The following is a 15,274-nucleotide window of genomic DNA, read 5'->3' as shown; positions in this document are numbered from 1 at the left end:
ATGTCAGTCGCCACCCTTGCATCGCCCACGCAGCCGCACAACCGCTTTCCCGCGAACGCGCTTGAGGCCGTCACGCACCCCGATCCTTATCCGTACTACGCGTCGCTGGCCACCCGGCGCCCCTTGGGCTTCGACGCATCGCTTGGCCTCTGGGTCGCTGCCGGACCGGAGGCGCTGGCGGCGGTATTGGGGCATCCGGCTTGTGGTGTGCGTCCGGCGGGGGCTTTGGTGCCTGCCGCGTTGGTTGGCGGACCTGCTGGTGAGTGGTTTGGAGCGCTCGTCCGTATGAACGACGGTCCCGCTCACGCGGCGATGAAGCCTTGGCTCAACGCGCAGCTTGCGACGCTGCATGCCGACCGGGACACGCTCGTTCGTCTGCACGACGCCAGTCAGGCCGCCTGCGCCGACGCCTACCTCGCGCGCGGCGACGCCCCCGCCGCCCGCCTCGACGACTTCGTCTTTCGTCAGCCCATCTACGGCCTCGCGGCATGGCTGGGCGTTCCCGCAGCACAATGGACCGAAGTGCATGAAGACGTGCAGCCGTTGGTCGCGGCAATGGCCGAAGCTGGCAAACCGTTGCCGCGCGCCGACGTGCTGGCGCATGGACACCGCGCCGCCGCAGCGCTGCGTCTGCGTGCCGCTCGCTGGCTCGACAACGACGCCGCCCCCGGCACCTGGCTGCGAGAAGTCGCCCGGCGCGCAGCAGACAACGACAGTATCGACTTCAATGCCCTCACGGCGAACATCGTCGGCCTCTTCACACAAACCCACGATGCCTGCGCCGGTCTTGTCGCCAACAGCATCCGACGGCTTGCACGAAGTGCCGATGTCACCCCCGCGTCGGCAGATCCGGCAGACCTCAGTGTCGCCATCAAGACCGTCAGCGACGTCATCCGCTTCGATCCGCCGGTACAGAACACACGACGTTTTCTGCACGCGCCCGCGGTCATCTGCGAACAGGCACTGGCGCCGGGCGACGTCATTCTTGCCGTGCTGGCGTCCGCACCGCCGAGCGCAATGCCGGACGGTGTGGCATGGACCTTCGGGACCGGCGCCCACGCCTGCCCGGGACGCTCCCCCGCGAGCACGATTGCCGCCGTCGGCGTTCACGCAATACGCCAAGGGGGCGAAGACCTTGCGTCGCTGGCAGGCGGCACTGCGTACCACCCGCTCGTTAATATCCGCATCGCCCGGTTTTCCGTGTAGTCCTGGTGTTTTGAGTCGGTTGACGGCGGTCCGCGCAATTCGTTTTATCTATCGAAATATTAATTTCATCTGATAAAACAAGATTCATTGACACGCCCCCCTTTGCCCACAAGGCTTTGCGCGGCGTCCCGCCGTCCGCCCGGGATTTCAGGCAGCATGACACTTTCCTCTTCGCCACCCTCGTCCATCATCCTCTCCGGTCGCGGCAGCCTCGCGCGACGGACGGCGGACAGGCGACCGATGTTCCTGCTGCTCTCATGTCCAACACACTTTCCGACGGCATGCCCATGCCTGCACGGCTCTGGGCCGTGGCGACCGTCATGCTCGCTATCGCCTTGTCGGTGCTCGACAGCGCCATCGCCAACGTGGCACTGCCGACCATCGCGCGCGATCTGAACGCCAGCCCTGCCACCTCGATCTGGATCGTCAACGCGTATCAGCTCGCCATCACCATTTCGCTGTTGCCGCTCGCCGCGCTCGGCGAAATCGTGAGCTACCGGCGCGTCTACACGGTCGGTCTCGCCCTCTTCACCGTCGCCTCGCTCGCCTGCGCGCTCTCCGACTCCCTCGTCACGCTGACGCTCGCACGCGTAGCGCAAGGCTTTGGCGCGGCCGGGATCATGAGCGTGAACACGGCGCTTGTGAAGACGATCTACCCGTCGCGCTGGCTCGGACGCGGTGTCGCCCTCAACTCGCTGATCGTGGCCGTCTCCTCCGCTGCGGGGCCGACGATTGCTGCGGGCGTGCTCTCTATCGCCCACTGGCCGTGGCTCTTCGCGATCAACGTACCGCTGGGCATCATCGCGTTCGCTATCGCCGTGCGCTCGCTGCCGGACAGCACGCGCTCGTCGCATCCCTTCGACTGGATGGGTGCGCTGTTGAGCGCACTGACGTTCGGGCTACTGATCTCCGGCATCGATTCGTTTGGCCACGGTCAGGAGCGCTGGCTCGTCGCCGTGGAGATTGCGGCGGCCATCGTCATCGGGACGGTCTTCGTACGCCGCCAACGCCGTCAGCCAGTGCCGCTGCTGCCCGTCGATCTGTTGCGTATCCCCATTTTCGGGCTGTCGATCTGCACGTCGATGGCGTCGTTCTGTGCGCAGATGCTCGCATTCGTCTCGCTGCCCTTCTTCCTTCAGGACACCCTCGGCTTCGATCATGTGCAAACGGGTCTGCTGATGACAGCGTGGCCGCTCACCATTGTGGTCGTCGCCCCCCTGGCGGGACGTCTGCTGGAGTACTACAAGCCGGGGCTGCTCGGCGCGATCGGGCTGGCCGCTTTCGCGCTCGGTCTGCTCGCGCTCGGCTTGCTGCCCGATCAGCCAGGCACGCTCGACATCGTGTGGCGCATGGCGTTGTGCGGCTTCGGTTTCGGACTGTTCCAGTCGCCCAACAATTACGCGATGTTGATGTCCGCCCCGAGCCATCGCAGCGGGGGCGCAAGCGGCATGCTGGGCACCGCGCGCCTGACCGGACAGACGACCGGCGCGGCGCTCGTAGCGCTTGTCTTCAGCGTCGCGCCGCAGGGCTACGGCACGCGAGCGTCGCTTTACGTGGCGGCCGCGTTCGCAGCGGTAGCGGCGGTCGTGAGCAGTCTGCGCACGTTGCCGTCCGCGCAACCGGCAGTGAAATGACGACGCGTCGGACGCCGCGCCGGATACCCCTTCCCGGGCCACGTAAGCGGGTTCACCCGGCCGACCGTCCGGCCGTGCTACACTGCCGACCTTTTACGGCTCGCCAGCGCGGGCCGCAAACGCCATGAGTTTCTGCGCCATCGATTTCGGCACTTCGAATTCTGCCGTCGCCGTGAAAGGCGGCAGCGCCATGCGTCTGGTCGAACTTGAGGCCGGATACGGCACGCTGCCCACCGCCGTGTTCTTCAACGCCGACGAAGGCGGCCGCGCCTCGTTCGGGCGTCAGGCCGTCGCCGATTACGTCGATGGCTACGACGGGCGCCTCATGCGCTCGCTCAAAAGCCTGCTCGGCTCCTCCCTAATCGAAAGCACCACCGACCTCGGTAACGGCTCGGCGATGCGCTACATCGACATCATCGCCACGTTCCTGCGTCACCTGCGCACCCATGCGGTGAAGGCCGATGGCGGCGATCTGCGTCAGGTCGTCATGGGGCGTCCGGTGTTCTTCGTCGACGACGATCCGAAGGCGGACGCTGCCGCGCAGCGCTCGCTCGAACAAAGCGCACGCGACGTCGGCTTCAAGGACGTGCATTTCCAGTTCGAACCGATCGCCGCCGCATTCGATTACGAATCGCGTCTGACGGAAGAACAGCAAGTCCTGGTCGTCGACATCGGCGGCGGTACGTCCGACTTCTCGCTCGTGCGTGTCGGCCCGGATCGCGCCCGTCATCTGGATCGTAAGGACGACGTGCTCGCGCACCACGGCGTACACATCGCCGGGACCGACTTCGACCGCCGCATCGAGCTGGCAACTATCCTGCGCGAACTCGGCTACAAGGCGCTCGGCCCGGACGGCAAGGAAGTCCCCAACCGGATTTACTTCGATCTCGCCACGTGGCACCTGATCAACACCGTCTACACGCCCAAGCGCGTGGGCGAACTGGCGCTCACGGCGCATCTGTATGCCGACGCGGCGCATCACCGTCGTCTCATGCGCACGGTCGAACAACGCCTCGGGCACGCACTGGTCGGTCATGCGGAAGAGGCCAAGATCGATGTGTCCGCCGGTGGTGAGACGCGCATTGACCTCTCGGTCATCGAGCGCGAACTGGGTGTGGCCTTCTCGGAAGCCGGTCTGGTAGAGGCTGTGAGCGACGAAATCGCCAGCATCACGGCGGGCGCCGTGCATACGGCATCGCTCGCCGGGCTGCGCGCAGAGGATGTCGACGCCCTGTATTTCACCGGCGGCTCGACGGGACTGCGTTGTCTGTCCAGCGCGATGTGCGCTGCCTTCCCGCAAGCGACGCCGGTCTTCGGCGACCGCCTCGCCAGCGTGGCGCTAGGTCTGGGCATTCACGCAAAGCGCGTGTTTTCCTGATCGTTCGTCTCACGCGTCCCACGACGAAAAAAGCGCGCGACCGAAAGATCAGCGCGCTTTTTTTATGCCGTCAGGCGAAGCGAATCGAGACGAATCACACGAGGAATTGCCAGAGCAGCAACGTCATCACCAGTCCGACCAGCGACACGATGGTCTGCAACACCGACCACACCCACAGCGTCTCCTTGAGCTTGAGGCCGAAGTACTCACGCACCATCCAGAAGCCCGCGTCGTTGACGTGGCAGAAGAACACCGACCCCGCCCCGATCGCCAGCGCGATGAGCGAGCCCTGCACCGGCGGCAGATGCATCACGAGCGGCGCGACGATACCAGCGGTCGTGGTCGTGGCGACCGTCGCCGACCCCGTCGCCTGACGCAACGCCACCGCGATCAGCCACGCCAGCAGAATCAGCGGCATATGCGTGCCGACCGCCACCTTGCCGATGGTCGTCGCAATACCTGCCGTCACCAGCGCCTGCTTCAGCCCGCCGCCCGCACCGATGGTGAGCAGCAGCCCGGCAATCGGAGGCAACGCGCGACGCAGTGTCTCGCCCACGCGAGCGCGCGGCAAACCTCGCCCCCAGCCCAGCACGACGATGGCGACGACGACCGTCAGCGCCAGCGCGATGATCGGCTCGCCGAGGAAGTTGAGCGCGTCGAACAGCGGCGTCTCCGGGGTAAGCGCCACCTTCGCAAGCGTGCGGCCCAGCATGAGCACGACCGGCAGCAGAATCACCAGCAGCGCCGCCGCGAACGGCGGCTGCGACGCGTCGTCGTCACGCTTGGTGAATAGCTCGCCCATTTGCTGCGGTGCCTGCACTTGCAAACGCGGCGCAAGCCACATGCCGTACAACGGCCCGGCGAGAATCACGGCCGGGATGGCGATGAGCAGCCCCAACCCCATCGTCATGCCCAGATCCGCATGCAGCGCCGACACGGCGATCAGCGGTCCCGGATGCGGCGGCACGAGCGCGTGCAGCGTCGTCATGCCCGCCAGCGCGGGAATCGCCACGCGCAGGATCGGCGTGTTCGCGCGACGCGCCATCACGAAGATGATCGGCACCATCATGACCAGACCGACTTCGAAGAACAGCGGCAGGCCGATGATCATGGCGACGAGCGCCATCATCCACGGCAACGCCGCACCTTTCGCAAACTTCAGCAGCACCGTGACGATCCGGTCGGCCGCCCCGGTGTCGGCCATCAACGCCCCGAGCATGGCCCCGAGCGCGATGATCATGCCCGCATCGCCCAGCAGACTGCCTGCGCCCTTGCTGAACGAACTGGCCACCGCTTCGAGCGGTAGTCCTGCGCCAAGCCCGGCGATGAACGTGCCGATGAGAATCGACAGGAACGGCGATAGCTTGAGCGCGCTGATGAAAACGATGATGGCCACGAGGCCGACGAGACAGGACAGCAGAAGGCGAGTGTCGTGCGCTGCCCAAGGCACGACGTGGTTGACTATCTCCACGATGATCCTTGATGACGAGAAACGAAAACACCGGCGCGCAGCGCGCAGCCGGTGTGTGCAGGGATTGTGCTACTGGAGACGGCCGCATGCACGCATGGGCCGCAACGCCCCGTGAGACGGGGCAGGCGGGAGGCAGCGGCAAGTTTCGATCGACAAAACATCGCCGCTGCGGGTCGCGTTACTGGAACGCGACTTCGTTGAAACTGCGCAATTTGCGACTGTGCAAACGGTCCAGACCGTTGTCGCGCAGCAGCTCCATGGCCTTCACGCCGATCTTCAGATGCTGATCGACACGCTCGCGATAGAAGCGGTCCGCCATGCCCGGCAACTTCAGTTCGCCATGCAGCGGCTTGTCGCTCACGCACAGCAACGTGCCGTACGGCACGCGGAAACGGAAACCGTTGGCGGCAATCGTCGCACTCTCCATATCGAGCGCAATCGCGCGGCTCTGGCTCATGCGCTGCACCGGCTCACGGTGATCGCGCAATTCCCAGTTCCGGTTATCGACCGTCACCACCGTGCCCGTGCGCATTACACGCTTGAGCTCGAAGTCGTCCAGCTGCGTGACATCGGCCACCGCGCGCTCCAGCGCCACCTGCACTTCGGCCAGCGGCGGCACCGGCACCCACAGCGGCAGGTCGTCGTCGAGCACGTGGTCTTCACGCACGTAACCGTGCGCGAGGCAGTAGTCGCCCAGACGCTGCGAATTGCGCAGGCCCGCGCAGTGCCCCAGCATGATCCACGCGTGCGGACGCAGTACCGCGATGTGATCGGTGATGGTCTTGGCGTTCGACGGTCCGACGCCGATATTCACCATCGTGATGCCGGTGTTGTCCGGGCGCACGAGGTGATACGCGGGCATCTGCGGCAGGCGCGGGGGCGATGTGCCCTCTTCGGCGCGCGCCCCGATGTTCTGGTTCCAGTGCGTGACGTTGCCCGGCTCGACGAACGCCGTGTACTGGCTGCGGTACTCGCGCAGCGCGGGATCGTCCGTCGCGCTCATCAACTCGCGCCCCAGCTCCACGAACTCGTCGATGTAGAACTGGTAGTTGGTGAACAGCACGTAGTTCTGGAAGTTCTCGGGAGATGTCGCCGTGTAATGGCGCAGCCGGTGCAGCGAATAGTCGACGCGCGGCGCGGTGAACAGCGCCAGCGGCAGAATCTCGCCTGGCAGCGGATCGCGCGTGCCGTTGACGATGCTGTCGTCCATCTTCGCGAGGTCGGGCACGTCGAACACAGTGCGCATGGCGCGCAAGTGCGTCTGATCGAGATCCCCTTCGAGGTACACACCGTCCTGATAGGCGAAGTGCACGGGAATCGGTTCGTCCGAGACGCCGACCTCGAACGCGGCGCCGTGGTTGTGCGCCAGTCGGCGCAACTGCTCGATGTAGTAATTCTCGAACAGATCGGGACGCGTGACGGTGGTCTGATAGCTGCCCGGGCCCGAGACAAAACCGTAAGACAGGCGCTTGTCGAGCTGGGTGATGTCTTCCGTGGTGATGCGGATGAACGGGTAATGGGCGCTCACGCGGCGCGCCTGATCCTTCTGCTTCGAGAAGCGCTCGAATGCCGCGCGCAGATAGGCCGTATTGGCGTCGTAAATCGTCTTCAGATAGGCGACGGCTTCCACCGGATCTGCGATCGATCGGGTGGCATGGACCGGTTCTTGTTCGGACATGCGCAAACCTCTTCTGTCTTCTTCGTGATCTCGAATATGCGCCTATTGTGACACGACTGTACGACATCTGCGGGACAGTGAAGCCGGTCGATTCCCATTCGGCGGAAGGCGCGGTCGGCAGGGTTTTCGCGGGGATTCAGAGGGGATGCGAAGGAGATTGGGTGCGACGTCGGCCGGGGAAGTTCGTCCCCGGCCGAGCGTGTTCTTGCGGATGCTACCGGATGGTGCCGGGTGCGTGCGCTCAGTCTTCGAGGCGCATGCCGACCTTGAGCGTGACCTGCCAGTGCGCGACCTTGCCGTCTTCGATATGGCCGCGTGTTTCGGTGATCTCGAACCAGTTCAGATTGCGCAGCGTCTTGCTCGCGCGTTCGATGGCGCATTTGACCGCGTCCTCGATGGACTTGGTCGACGAGCCGGTCAGCTCGATTTGCTTGTACACGTGATTCGTCATGTCAGCCTCCGGGTGGGTTTGGAGACTTCCCATGCTAGGCGTGTGCTACTGAGGCCGCAAGTCGGTGCATTCCGACAGGTCGTCGCCAGCATCGTCGAGCAAGTCGACGGCCGCCGCATGCTCGCTGACGCTCGCCTCATTTCCCGCCTGCGCGCGACGCAGCACGGCGGGCACAACGGTATCGAGCGGCGTGGGAACGACGTGTGTGAGATTGCGTCGCACTTTTTGCAGCAACTGCGTGAGCTGCACCGCTTCGAACGCGGTCAGGCCGTGCAGCGCTTCATCGCGCACTTCGTCGGAAAGGCGACGCGCGATCTGCAATTGCGCAACGGCCGCCCGCGTGACGAACAGGCGTTCGATGCGAGGATCGCGCGCATCGGGCCGACGTCGCACCCAACCGGCCTCTTCCATGCGCTCCAGCGTGCGGGCGAGCGTCTGTACCGGCGTTTCCAGAATGTCGGCCAGCACTGTCGGGCTCACGCCGCGATTGACGGAGAGATAGGCGAGCAAGCGGCATTGCGCGCGCGTCATCGGCAGCGTGCGCTGTGCAAACTGCTCGAAGCGGCGCCCGAAGAGACGTTGGATGTCTGCGACGAGAAAGCCGAAACGTTGGGCGGAATCGGTTACTTTCATATGCCGCATTATGCTAAACATGTTTAGGGATATCAAGCCGACGACACTTCGGCATCCGGTGCATCCCCGGACCACTGCCCGGCCCTCCCCGTCCGGCGCCACCCTGGGCCGCCTCCGACCGCATCAGTCCGCCTCAGGCCGCCGCCGGTGTCCCGTCACCCTGTCCGCTGCCGTGTCCCAACCAGTCGAGCGCGCCCTCGCCTGCGGTTTCGCCTCCCGGACCGGCGCGCCGAATTGCGACGCCCACGGCCAGCACGTCGATGGCGGCGAGATGCAGGATCCGCGCGATCATCGTGACGTGTGCGCCCATCGTCTCCACATGATCGTTAGGCAGCACCAGCGTCGCCTTGCGGGCGAGCGGTGAATTGCGAGCGGTAAGCGCAATGACCTTGGCACCGCGCGTGAGTGCGATATCGACGGCGCGGTTCAGGTCCGTCGAGCGTCCCGATGCGGAAATCGCGACGACCACATCGCCATCCCCCAACAACCCGGCCGACGCCTGCAACAGGTACGGATCGCCGTACGCGATCGTCGGCTTGCCGAAACGGAAGAACTTGTAGTGTGCATCCTGCGCGATCACACCTGAGTTGCCCAAGCCGTAGAACTCGATGCGACGCGCGCCGTCGAGCAGCGTCACGGCCGCCTCGACGGTGCGGGCATCGAGATGCTCGCGCATTTGCAGAATCGACGACACGGTGTTGTCGAGCACCTTGGCGCTGAATTCGGCAGCGGTGTCGCCCACGTGCACCTGCCCGTGACGCACAGGCAAAGTGCCCGTCAATGCGCTCGCGAGCTTGAGCTTGAAATCCGACAGCCCCTGACAGCCGAGCTTGCGGCAGAAGCGAATCACCGTCGGCTGACTCACACGCGCCAGACGCGCGATCTCCGCCACCGGCTCGGCCAGCAACGCGCGCGGTTGCTTCAGCGTAAGTTCCGCGACGCGCTGCTCGGCGGGACTCAGACGGTCGCGCAAACGATGCAGACGGTCGATGAGCGCTCCCGCCCCTGCTGCGTGCGTGCCCAGTTGCTCCGCGAGAATCGCCGACGTCCCTAGAAACGCGGGATGATCGGCCGTGATGATGTAAGTCGGAATTTTCTTCAGATACGCTTCGAAACGGCCCTTCGCCTCGAAGCGCTGACGAAACGGCGAATCCTCGAACAGCTTGCCGAGCTTCGGAATCACGCCACCGCCGAGGTACACGCCGCCGACCGCGCCGAGCGACACCGCCACGTTGCCTGCGAGCGTGCCCAGCATCGCGCAGAAGCAATCGACGGTCTCACGCGCGAGCGCGTCGTCCGATTGCGCGAGCTTGACGATGGCCGGGGTCTCAAGCGATTCCACGCGACGTCCTGCGCGCTCTGCCAGCGCCTGATAAACAAGCGCCATGCCGGGGCCCGCCACCAGCCGCTCGAACGATACATGCGGGAAGTGCTTCCACGCGTAGCGCAGCACGTCGATCTCACGCTCGTCCGCCGGAGAAAATGTTGTGTGGCCGCCCTCGCTGCCCAGCGCGATCCATCGGTCTCCCGCCGGAATGAGGCCCGACACGCCCACACCGGTACCCGGCCCAAGCAGACCCAGCACACCGTTCGGACGCGGTTCGCCGCCGCCGATCTTGTGCTTCTGCGCGTCCGTCAAATACGGCAGCGCCATCGCCAGCGCGGTGAAATCGTTGACGACCAGCAGCGTCTCGAAACACAACGCACGGCGCGTCGCTTCGATGGAGAAGTGCCAGTCGCGATTCGTCATCTGAATCTCATCGCCTTCGATGGGATTGGCGATGGCGATGGCAGCGTGCTGTACCGGCTCGGCGTGATCCGCCTCGTCGAGGTAAGCGCGGATGACTTCGGGCACACCCGCGTAGTCGTCGCAGGCGTAATCACGGATTTCAACGAGATCGCCCGGCGAGATCTCCAGCGCAAAGCGGGCGTTGGTGCCACCAATGTCGGCCAGCAATCGCGGACCGCTCAGGTGGGGCGGGTTATTCCTCACTCCAGAAGACATCGAGCTTGACTCCTTCTCGGTGGATCAGCCGGGAGATGGCATTGTCCTGTTCGCTCGCCTGCGCGGCTTCGAGCACGGCGCGTTTGGCCGGGCCCTGTATTTGCAGGATGAGCCGGTCGCAGGCCGCGAGCGCGGCGAGCGACCACGACACGCGCGGATACGGCGCGTGCTGCGGCTGCACGAAGACGAACTTGTCGTGGGTGGTGGTGGCCTCGGGCCATTGCGGGGCGTCGGCAAAGAGCGACGCGGTGTGCCCATCCTCGCCCATGCCCAGCACGCAGACTTGCGGCACGCCATGCGTCCACGTGTCGTTGAGCGTGCGCACGTGCAACGCCGTGGCCGTCGCTGTGTCGACGATCGGCAACCAGCGCGCGCCGGTCGCACCGGGCAACAGCGTCTCGCTCACGAGTCGCGCATTGCTGTCGGCGTGATCGGGCGGCAGCCAGCGATCGTCCACCAAGGTGATGTCGACGTCGCGCCACGCCACGGGCAGGCGCGCGAGCTGCGCGAGAAAGGCCCGAGGGCTGGTGCCGCCGGAGACGGCCAGCAACGCCCGCTTGCGAATCGTCAGCGCTTCGTCGATGCCCGCCACGACGGCGTTGGCCAGCGCATGTGCCTGCGCGTCGCGCGTGGGAAAGGTTCGCCAATGGATCATGCGGTCCGCCGTCAGTTGTCTTCTTCCACCCAGCTCGATCCGTATTGCGTGAGCAGCGCGCTGGCGGCGGGCGGTCCCCACGTGCCGGCGGCGTAACGCTTCGGGCCCTTGTGCTGTCGCGACCAGTACGCCTGAATCGGCGCGACCCAGCGCCACGCCTGCTCCTGCTCGTCGCGCCGCACGAACAGCGCCAGCCGACCGTTGATGACGTCGAGCAACAAACGCTCGTACGCATCCATCCGGTGTCCCTTGAAGAACTGGTCGAACGCCAGATCGAGGTGGACGGATTGCAGATTCATGCCCTCGCCCGGCTGCTTCGCGAGGCAGTACAGACGGATCGATTCGTTCGGCTGAAGGCGAATGACGAGACGGTTGACCCCCGGTTGTGCCGTCGCGTCGCCCAGCAGCGGATACGGCGTCGCGCGGTAATTGACGACGATCTCCGCCACGCGCTCGCCGAGCCGCTTGCCCGTGCGCAGGAAGAACGGCACACCCGCCCAGCGCCAGTTGTCGATGTCGGCCTTGAGCGCGACGAACGTCTCCGTCTGGCTGTCCGGTGGCACGCCCGGCTCGTCGTTGTACGCGGGCACCGCCGAATTGCGGATCGCCCCGCCGCCGTACTGCCCGCGCACGACATTGCGCGAAACGCTCTCGTCGTCCAGTTGACGCAGCGAGCGCAGCACGCGCAGTTTTTCGTCTCGCACGGCGTCGGCGTCCATCGACAGCGGTGGCTCCATCGCGACGATGGCCAGCAGTTGCAGCAAATGGTTCTGCACCATGTCGCGCAGCGCGCCGGTCTGTTCGTAGAACTCGCCGCGTCCCTCGACGCCGATTTCCTCGGCAATCGTGATCTGGATGTTATCGATCAGTTCGCGCCGCCACAGCGGCTCGAAGATCGCATTGCCGAAGCGCAGGGCCAGCAGGTTCTGCACCGCCTCTTTTCCGAGGTAGTGGTCGATGCGGTAAATCTGGTCTTCGCGGAAGATCGCGCCGACAGCGTCGTTGATCGCCTCCGACGACGCCAGATCGTGACCCAGCGGCTTTTCGAGCACGATGCGGCTGTTCTCGTTGAGCTTCGCGCTGCGCAGCCCTTCGCAAATGGGGATGAACAGCGACGGCCCGGTCGCCAGATAGAAGATCCGCACACCGGGACGCTTCGACAGCCGCTCGGCCAGTACGCCGAACTCGTCTTCGCGGCCCAGATCGAGCGGCATGTAGTCGATGGTGTCGAGGAAGCGCTTCCAGGCGCTCTCGTCCCACACGTCGGGCTTGATGTGTCCGCGCACATGCTGCTCGCACCACGCGTGGTACTCGGCGGCGTCCATCGGTTTTCGCGCGATGGCGAGGATGCGGCCAGCATCGGTGGCGGCGGTGATCGAACTCGCCGTTGCGTCCTTCGCATCGTCCGCGCCGAGCTGGCCGGTGCGGAACGCGCGGAACAGCGCGGGAAGGACTTTGCGCAGCGACAAATCGCCGGTAGCGCCGAACAACACAAAGGTATAGGGTGAAGGCGTGTTCATGACAAGACGTCCACGTGTCACTGGGAAAGCGCAACTTTTGACACTGCATTGTAGTTTAACTACACTGCAATTCAACAAAATATCGTGCTTTAACTACATGCCCTCATGGCGTGGCGAGTTAACGACATTCACGAAAGTTCGCACGCATTCCGCGCTTCCTCCCGCCCCACAACGTCCGTCCCGGGATCCCTCATGACCCAGTCTTCGCATAACGTGTCGCTGCATCCGGTGGTACAACGCGTGACCGAGCGCCTTATCGAGCGCAGCCGGTCGTCCCGTCAGGCCTATCTCGACGGCGTCGCGCGCGCCACGCAGGGGCAACCCGGGCGCGACAAGATCGGATGCGCGAATCTGGCCCACGCACTGGCCGCCGCCCCCGCCGACGATCGTCTGAAAATCCGCTCCGAGCGTACGCACAACATCGGCATCGTCACCGCATACAACGACATGCTCTCGGCGCACGCGCCCTTCGCCGAATTCCCCGACATCATCAAATCCGCAGCGCGCGCGCATGGTGCGAGCGCGCAGGTCGCCGGTGGCGTACCCGCCATGTGCGATGGGGTGACGCAAGGCTATGCGGGCATGGAGCTGTCGCTGTTCTCGCGCGACGTGATCGCGCTGGCCGCCATCGTCGCGCTCTCGCATCAGATGTTCGACGCCGCCATGTTCCTCGGCGTGTGTGACAAGATCGTGCCGGGGCTGGTGATCGCCGCGCAGGCGTTCGGCCATCTGCCCGCCGTGTTCAGCCCGGCAGGCCCGATGCCGTCGGGGTTGCCGAACGACGAGAAGTCGCGCATCCGGCAGGAATATGCAGCGGGCCGCGTCACACGCACCGCCCTGCTCGACGCCGAACTCGCCGCCTATCACGCCGAAGGCACGTGCACGTTCTACGGCACGGCGAACAGCAACCAGATGCTCATGGAATTCATGGGCCTGCATCTGCCCGGGTCGTCGTTCGTCAACCCGCATACGCCGTTGCGACACGCGCTCACGCAAGCCGCCACGGCGCGTGCGGTAGCGCTCGCGAAGTCGGGCATCAATACGTCGCAGATTCTGGACGAGCGAGCGTTCATCAACGGCGTCGTCGGTCTGCTTGCCACCGGCGGGTCGACGAATCACACGCTGCACCTGGTCGCAATGGCCCACGCAGGCGGCATTCTGCTCGACTGGCAGGACTTCGCCGAGTTGTCGGACGTCACCCCGCTGCTCGCGCACGTCTATCCGAGCGGCAAGGCCGACGTGAACCAATTCCATGCGGCCGGTGGCCTGAGTTTTCTCATTCGCGAACTGCTCGATGCGGGCTTTTTGCACAACGACGTGACGACCGTCATGGGACACGGTCTGCGTGCCTACACGCAGGAGGCCTTCCTGCGCGACGACGTGCTGTCGTGGCAGGAAGCGCCGACCAAAAGCCTCGACGAAAACATCGTGCGTCCGGCGTCGCGACCGTTCGCGCCCGAGGGCGGCCTGCGCATGCTCGCAGGCAATCTGGGACGCGCCGTCATCAAGTCGTCCGCCGTCAAGCCCGAACACCAGAAGGTACGTGCGCCGGCGCGCGTGTTCTCCGATCAGGAGTCGGCGCAAGCGGCCTTCAAAGCGGGCGAACTGACGCGCGACGTGATCGTCGTGGTGCGCTTCCAGGGGCCGCGTGCCAACGGCATGCCCGAACTGCACAAGCTCATGCCGATGCTGGGGCTCTTGCAGGATGAAGGGCATCACGTCGCGCTGGTCACGGACGGTCGCATGTCCGGGGCATCGGGCAAGGTGCCTGCGGCCATCCATCTGTCGCCCGAAGCGGAGGAAGGCGGCATGCTCGCGCGCGTGCAGGATGGCGACATCATCGAGATCGATTGCGAGACGAATACCCTGCACTGCGAAGTGGACGACGCCACACTCGCCGCGCGCACGCCCGAGGCGGTGCCGCAACGACCGTTCGATCCGTGGCGCAATATGTTCGCGCTGTTCCGAAACAACGTCGGCACCGCACCGCATGGCGCAAGCGTGCTGTTCAACGACGCGCAGTACCCGAAACACGACTGATCTCACCGCTCAACGTCAGGCAAACAAGGCGTCAAAATCTTGACGCCTTTTTTACCTGCGCCTCCCTAGACTGGCCTCGTTGTCACTTCAGTCGTCAAAACGACACGTCGCCATGCCCTCAATCGCCCAACGCGTCAGCCTTGAACCTCCTGGTGCGAACGCCACTCCGGCTGATCCCTCGCGCGCTTACAGCGCAACACCCGCCGCGGCCCGTGCGTCGCTCAGTTCGGCGCAATCGGCCAACAACGCCGTCGCCGCAACGCCAGCCAGTACGCTGACCACGCTGGGCGCACCGTCCGCCGAGACCGTGTCTGTGGCGCGTCAACGCAATCGATACAACCCGCGCGCCCGCCTCGACGCGACGCTCGACATCACCCTCAGCCGCGCCGCCGTCTCCTCGCTGGCCGTCACGCTGGCGATGAGCCTGCCACTGCCATGGCGTGTCGAGACGATTCGTCCGATCCGGCGCGATACGGCGGCTGTGGTGTCGATTGCCTTGCCGCGCGTCGAAGCGGCACGGGCGATGGACGTCGTCATGCAATCGCTGCCGGAAGCCGAATTCGGCGCACTACGCCTGCGTCCGGCCGTCTGAGACCCTCCCGG

General features: G+C 65.2%; 12 protein-coding genes. 5 read left to right on the top strand and 7 right to left on the bottom strand.

Features of this window, described 5'->3' with window-relative positions; all coding sequences use genetic code 11:
* The 3 genes from NTU39_RS06835 (at position 1) to NTU39_RS06825 (ending at position 4,218) form a co-directional block, all read left to right on the top strand.
* The gene (locus NTU39_RS06835) at positions 1-1,206 is read left to right on the top strand and encodes a cytochrome P450 family protein (RefSeq protein ID WP_257959542.1); all 1,206 of its coding nucleotides are present in this window, start codon (positions 1-3) and stop codon (positions 1,204-1,206) included.
* Between the two features lie 257 nt (positions 1,207-1,463).
* A complete protein-coding gene (locus NTU39_RS06830; RefSeq protein WP_150665187.1) occupies positions 1,464-2,840 on the top strand; it encodes an MFS transporter in 1,377 nt (458 codons plus the stop codon).
* A gap of 124 nt (positions 2,841-2,964) precedes the next feature.
* Complete coding sequence (locus NTU39_RS06825; RefSeq protein ID WP_150665188.1) at positions 2,965-4,218, top strand: Hsp70 family protein; 1,254 nt, start codon at positions 2,965-2,967, stop codon at positions 4,216-4,218.
* A gap of 94 nt (positions 4,219-4,312) precedes the next feature.
* Here the strand turns inward: NTU39_RS06825 and NTU39_RS06820 are convergent, their stop codons facing one another.
* From NTU39_RS06820 to zwf, 7 genes are all read right to left on the bottom strand, one after another.
* On the bottom strand, positions 4,313-5,689 hold the full coding sequence (locus NTU39_RS06820) for a GntT/GntP/DsdX family permease (protein WP_257959541.1): 1,377 nt from the start codon (positions 5,687-5,689) through the stop codon (positions 4,313-4,315).
* Positions 5,690-5,867: 178 nt separating this feature from the next.
* The gene (locus tag NTU39_RS06815) at positions 5,868-7,367 is read right to left on the bottom strand and encodes an AMP nucleosidase (protein WP_150665192.1); all 1,500 of its coding nucleotides are present in this window, start codon (positions 7,365-7,367) and stop codon (positions 5,868-5,870) included.
* A 241-nt stretch (positions 7,368-7,608) separates the two neighbouring features.
* Positions 7,609-7,818: a dodecin gene (locus NTU39_RS06810; RefSeq protein ID WP_150665193.1), complete on the bottom strand. Its 210-nt coding sequence runs from the start codon at positions 7,816-7,818 to the stop codon at positions 7,609-7,611.
* A gap of 45 nt (positions 7,819-7,863) precedes the next feature.
* Positions 7,864-8,451, bottom strand: a complete 588-nt coding sequence (locus NTU39_RS06805) for a MarR family winged helix-turn-helix transcriptional regulator (RefSeq protein WP_174984823.1) — start codon at positions 8,449-8,451, stop codon at positions 7,864-7,866.
* A gap of 133 nt (positions 8,452-8,584) precedes the next feature.
* Complete coding sequence (locus NTU39_RS06800) at positions 8,585-10,456, bottom strand: bifunctional transcriptional regulator/glucokinase (RefSeq protein WP_257959540.1); 1,872 nt, start codon at positions 10,454-10,456, stop codon at positions 8,585-8,587.
* On the bottom strand, positions 10,434-11,111 hold the full coding sequence (gene pgl / locus NTU39_RS06795) for a 6-phosphogluconolactonase (protein WP_150665195.1): 678 nt from the start codon (positions 11,109-11,111) through the stop codon (positions 10,434-10,436). Before pgl ends, NTU39_RS06800 begins: the two co-directional genes overlap by 23 nt.
* An 11-nt stretch (positions 11,112-11,122) precedes the next feature.
* A complete protein-coding gene (gene zwf / locus NTU39_RS06790; RefSeq protein ID WP_150665196.1) occupies positions 11,123-12,631 on the bottom strand; it encodes a glucose-6-phosphate dehydrogenase in 1,509 nt (502 codons plus the stop codon).
* A 192-nt stretch (positions 12,632-12,823) separates the two neighbouring features.
* Between zwf and edd the strand changes: the two genes are divergently transcribed.
* Together edd and NTU39_RS06780 are read left to right on the top strand one after the other, a co-directional pair.
* The gene (gene edd, locus NTU39_RS06785) at positions 12,824-14,671 is read left to right on the top strand and encodes a phosphogluconate dehydratase (protein ID WP_257959539.1); all 1,848 of its coding nucleotides are present in this window, start codon (positions 12,824-12,826) and stop codon (positions 14,669-14,671) included.
* A 112-nt stretch (positions 14,672-14,783) separates the two neighbouring features.
* Positions 14,784-15,263, top strand: coding sequence for a hypothetical protein (locus NTU39_RS06780; protein WP_257959538.1), 480 nt, complete (start codon positions 14,784-14,786; stop codon positions 15,261-15,263).
* The last annotated feature ends 11 nt before the right edge of the window (positions 15,264-15,274 follow it).

This window comes from Pandoraea commovens (assembly GCF_024704525.1).
Lineage (GTDB): Bacteria > Pseudomonadota > Gammaproteobacteria > Burkholderiales > Burkholderiaceae > Pandoraea > Pandoraea commovens.
The sequence above is the reverse complement of the archived record's forward strand: the minus strand, read 5'-3'. Positions and strand labels throughout refer to the sequence as shown.

What these genes read in the sequence shown, in the direction of transcription:
- NTU39_RS06835 (WP_257959542.1), top strand. Translation starts at nt 1, where the DNA reads ATGTCAGTCGCCACCCTTGCATCGCCCACGCAGCCGCACAACCGCTTT.
- NTU39_RS06830 (WP_150665187.1), top strand. Translation starts at nt 1,464, where the DNA reads ATGTCCAACACACTTTCCGACGGCATGCCCATGCCTGCACGGCTCTGG.
- NTU39_RS06825 (WP_150665188.1), top strand. Translation starts at nt 2,965, where the DNA reads ATGAGTTTCTGCGCCATCGATTTCGGCACTTCGAATTCTGCCGTCGCC.
- NTU39_RS06815 (WP_150665192.1), bottom strand. Translation starts at nt 7,367, where the DNA reads ATGTCCGAACAAGAACCGGTCCATGCCACCCGATCGATCGCAGATCCG.
- NTU39_RS06810 (WP_150665193.1), bottom strand. Translation starts at nt 7,818, where the DNA reads ATGACGAATCACGTGTACAAGCAAATCGAGCTGACCGGCTCGTCGACC.
- NTU39_RS06805 (WP_174984823.1), bottom strand. Translation starts at nt 8,451, where the DNA reads ATGAAAGTAACCGATTCCGCCCAACGTTTCGGCTTTCTCGTCGCAGAC.
- NTU39_RS06800 (WP_257959540.1), bottom strand. Translation starts at nt 10,456, where the DNA reads ATGTCTTCTGGAGTGAGGAATAACCCGCCCCACCTGAGCGGTCCGCGA.
- pgl (WP_150665195.1), bottom strand. Translation starts at nt 11,111, where the DNA reads ATGATCCATTGGCGAACCTTTCCCACGCGCGACGCGCAGGCACATGCG.
- zwf (WP_150665196.1), bottom strand. Translation starts at nt 12,631, where the DNA reads ATGAACACGCCTTCACCCTATACCTTTGTGTTGTTCGGCGCTACCGGC.
- edd (WP_257959539.1), top strand. Translation starts at nt 12,824, where the DNA reads ATGACCCAGTCTTCGCATAACGTGTCGCTGCATCCGGTGGTACAACGC.
- NTU39_RS06780 (WP_257959538.1), top strand. Translation starts at nt 14,784, where the DNA reads ATGCCCTCAATCGCCCAACGCGTCAGCCTTGAACCTCCTGGTGCGAAC.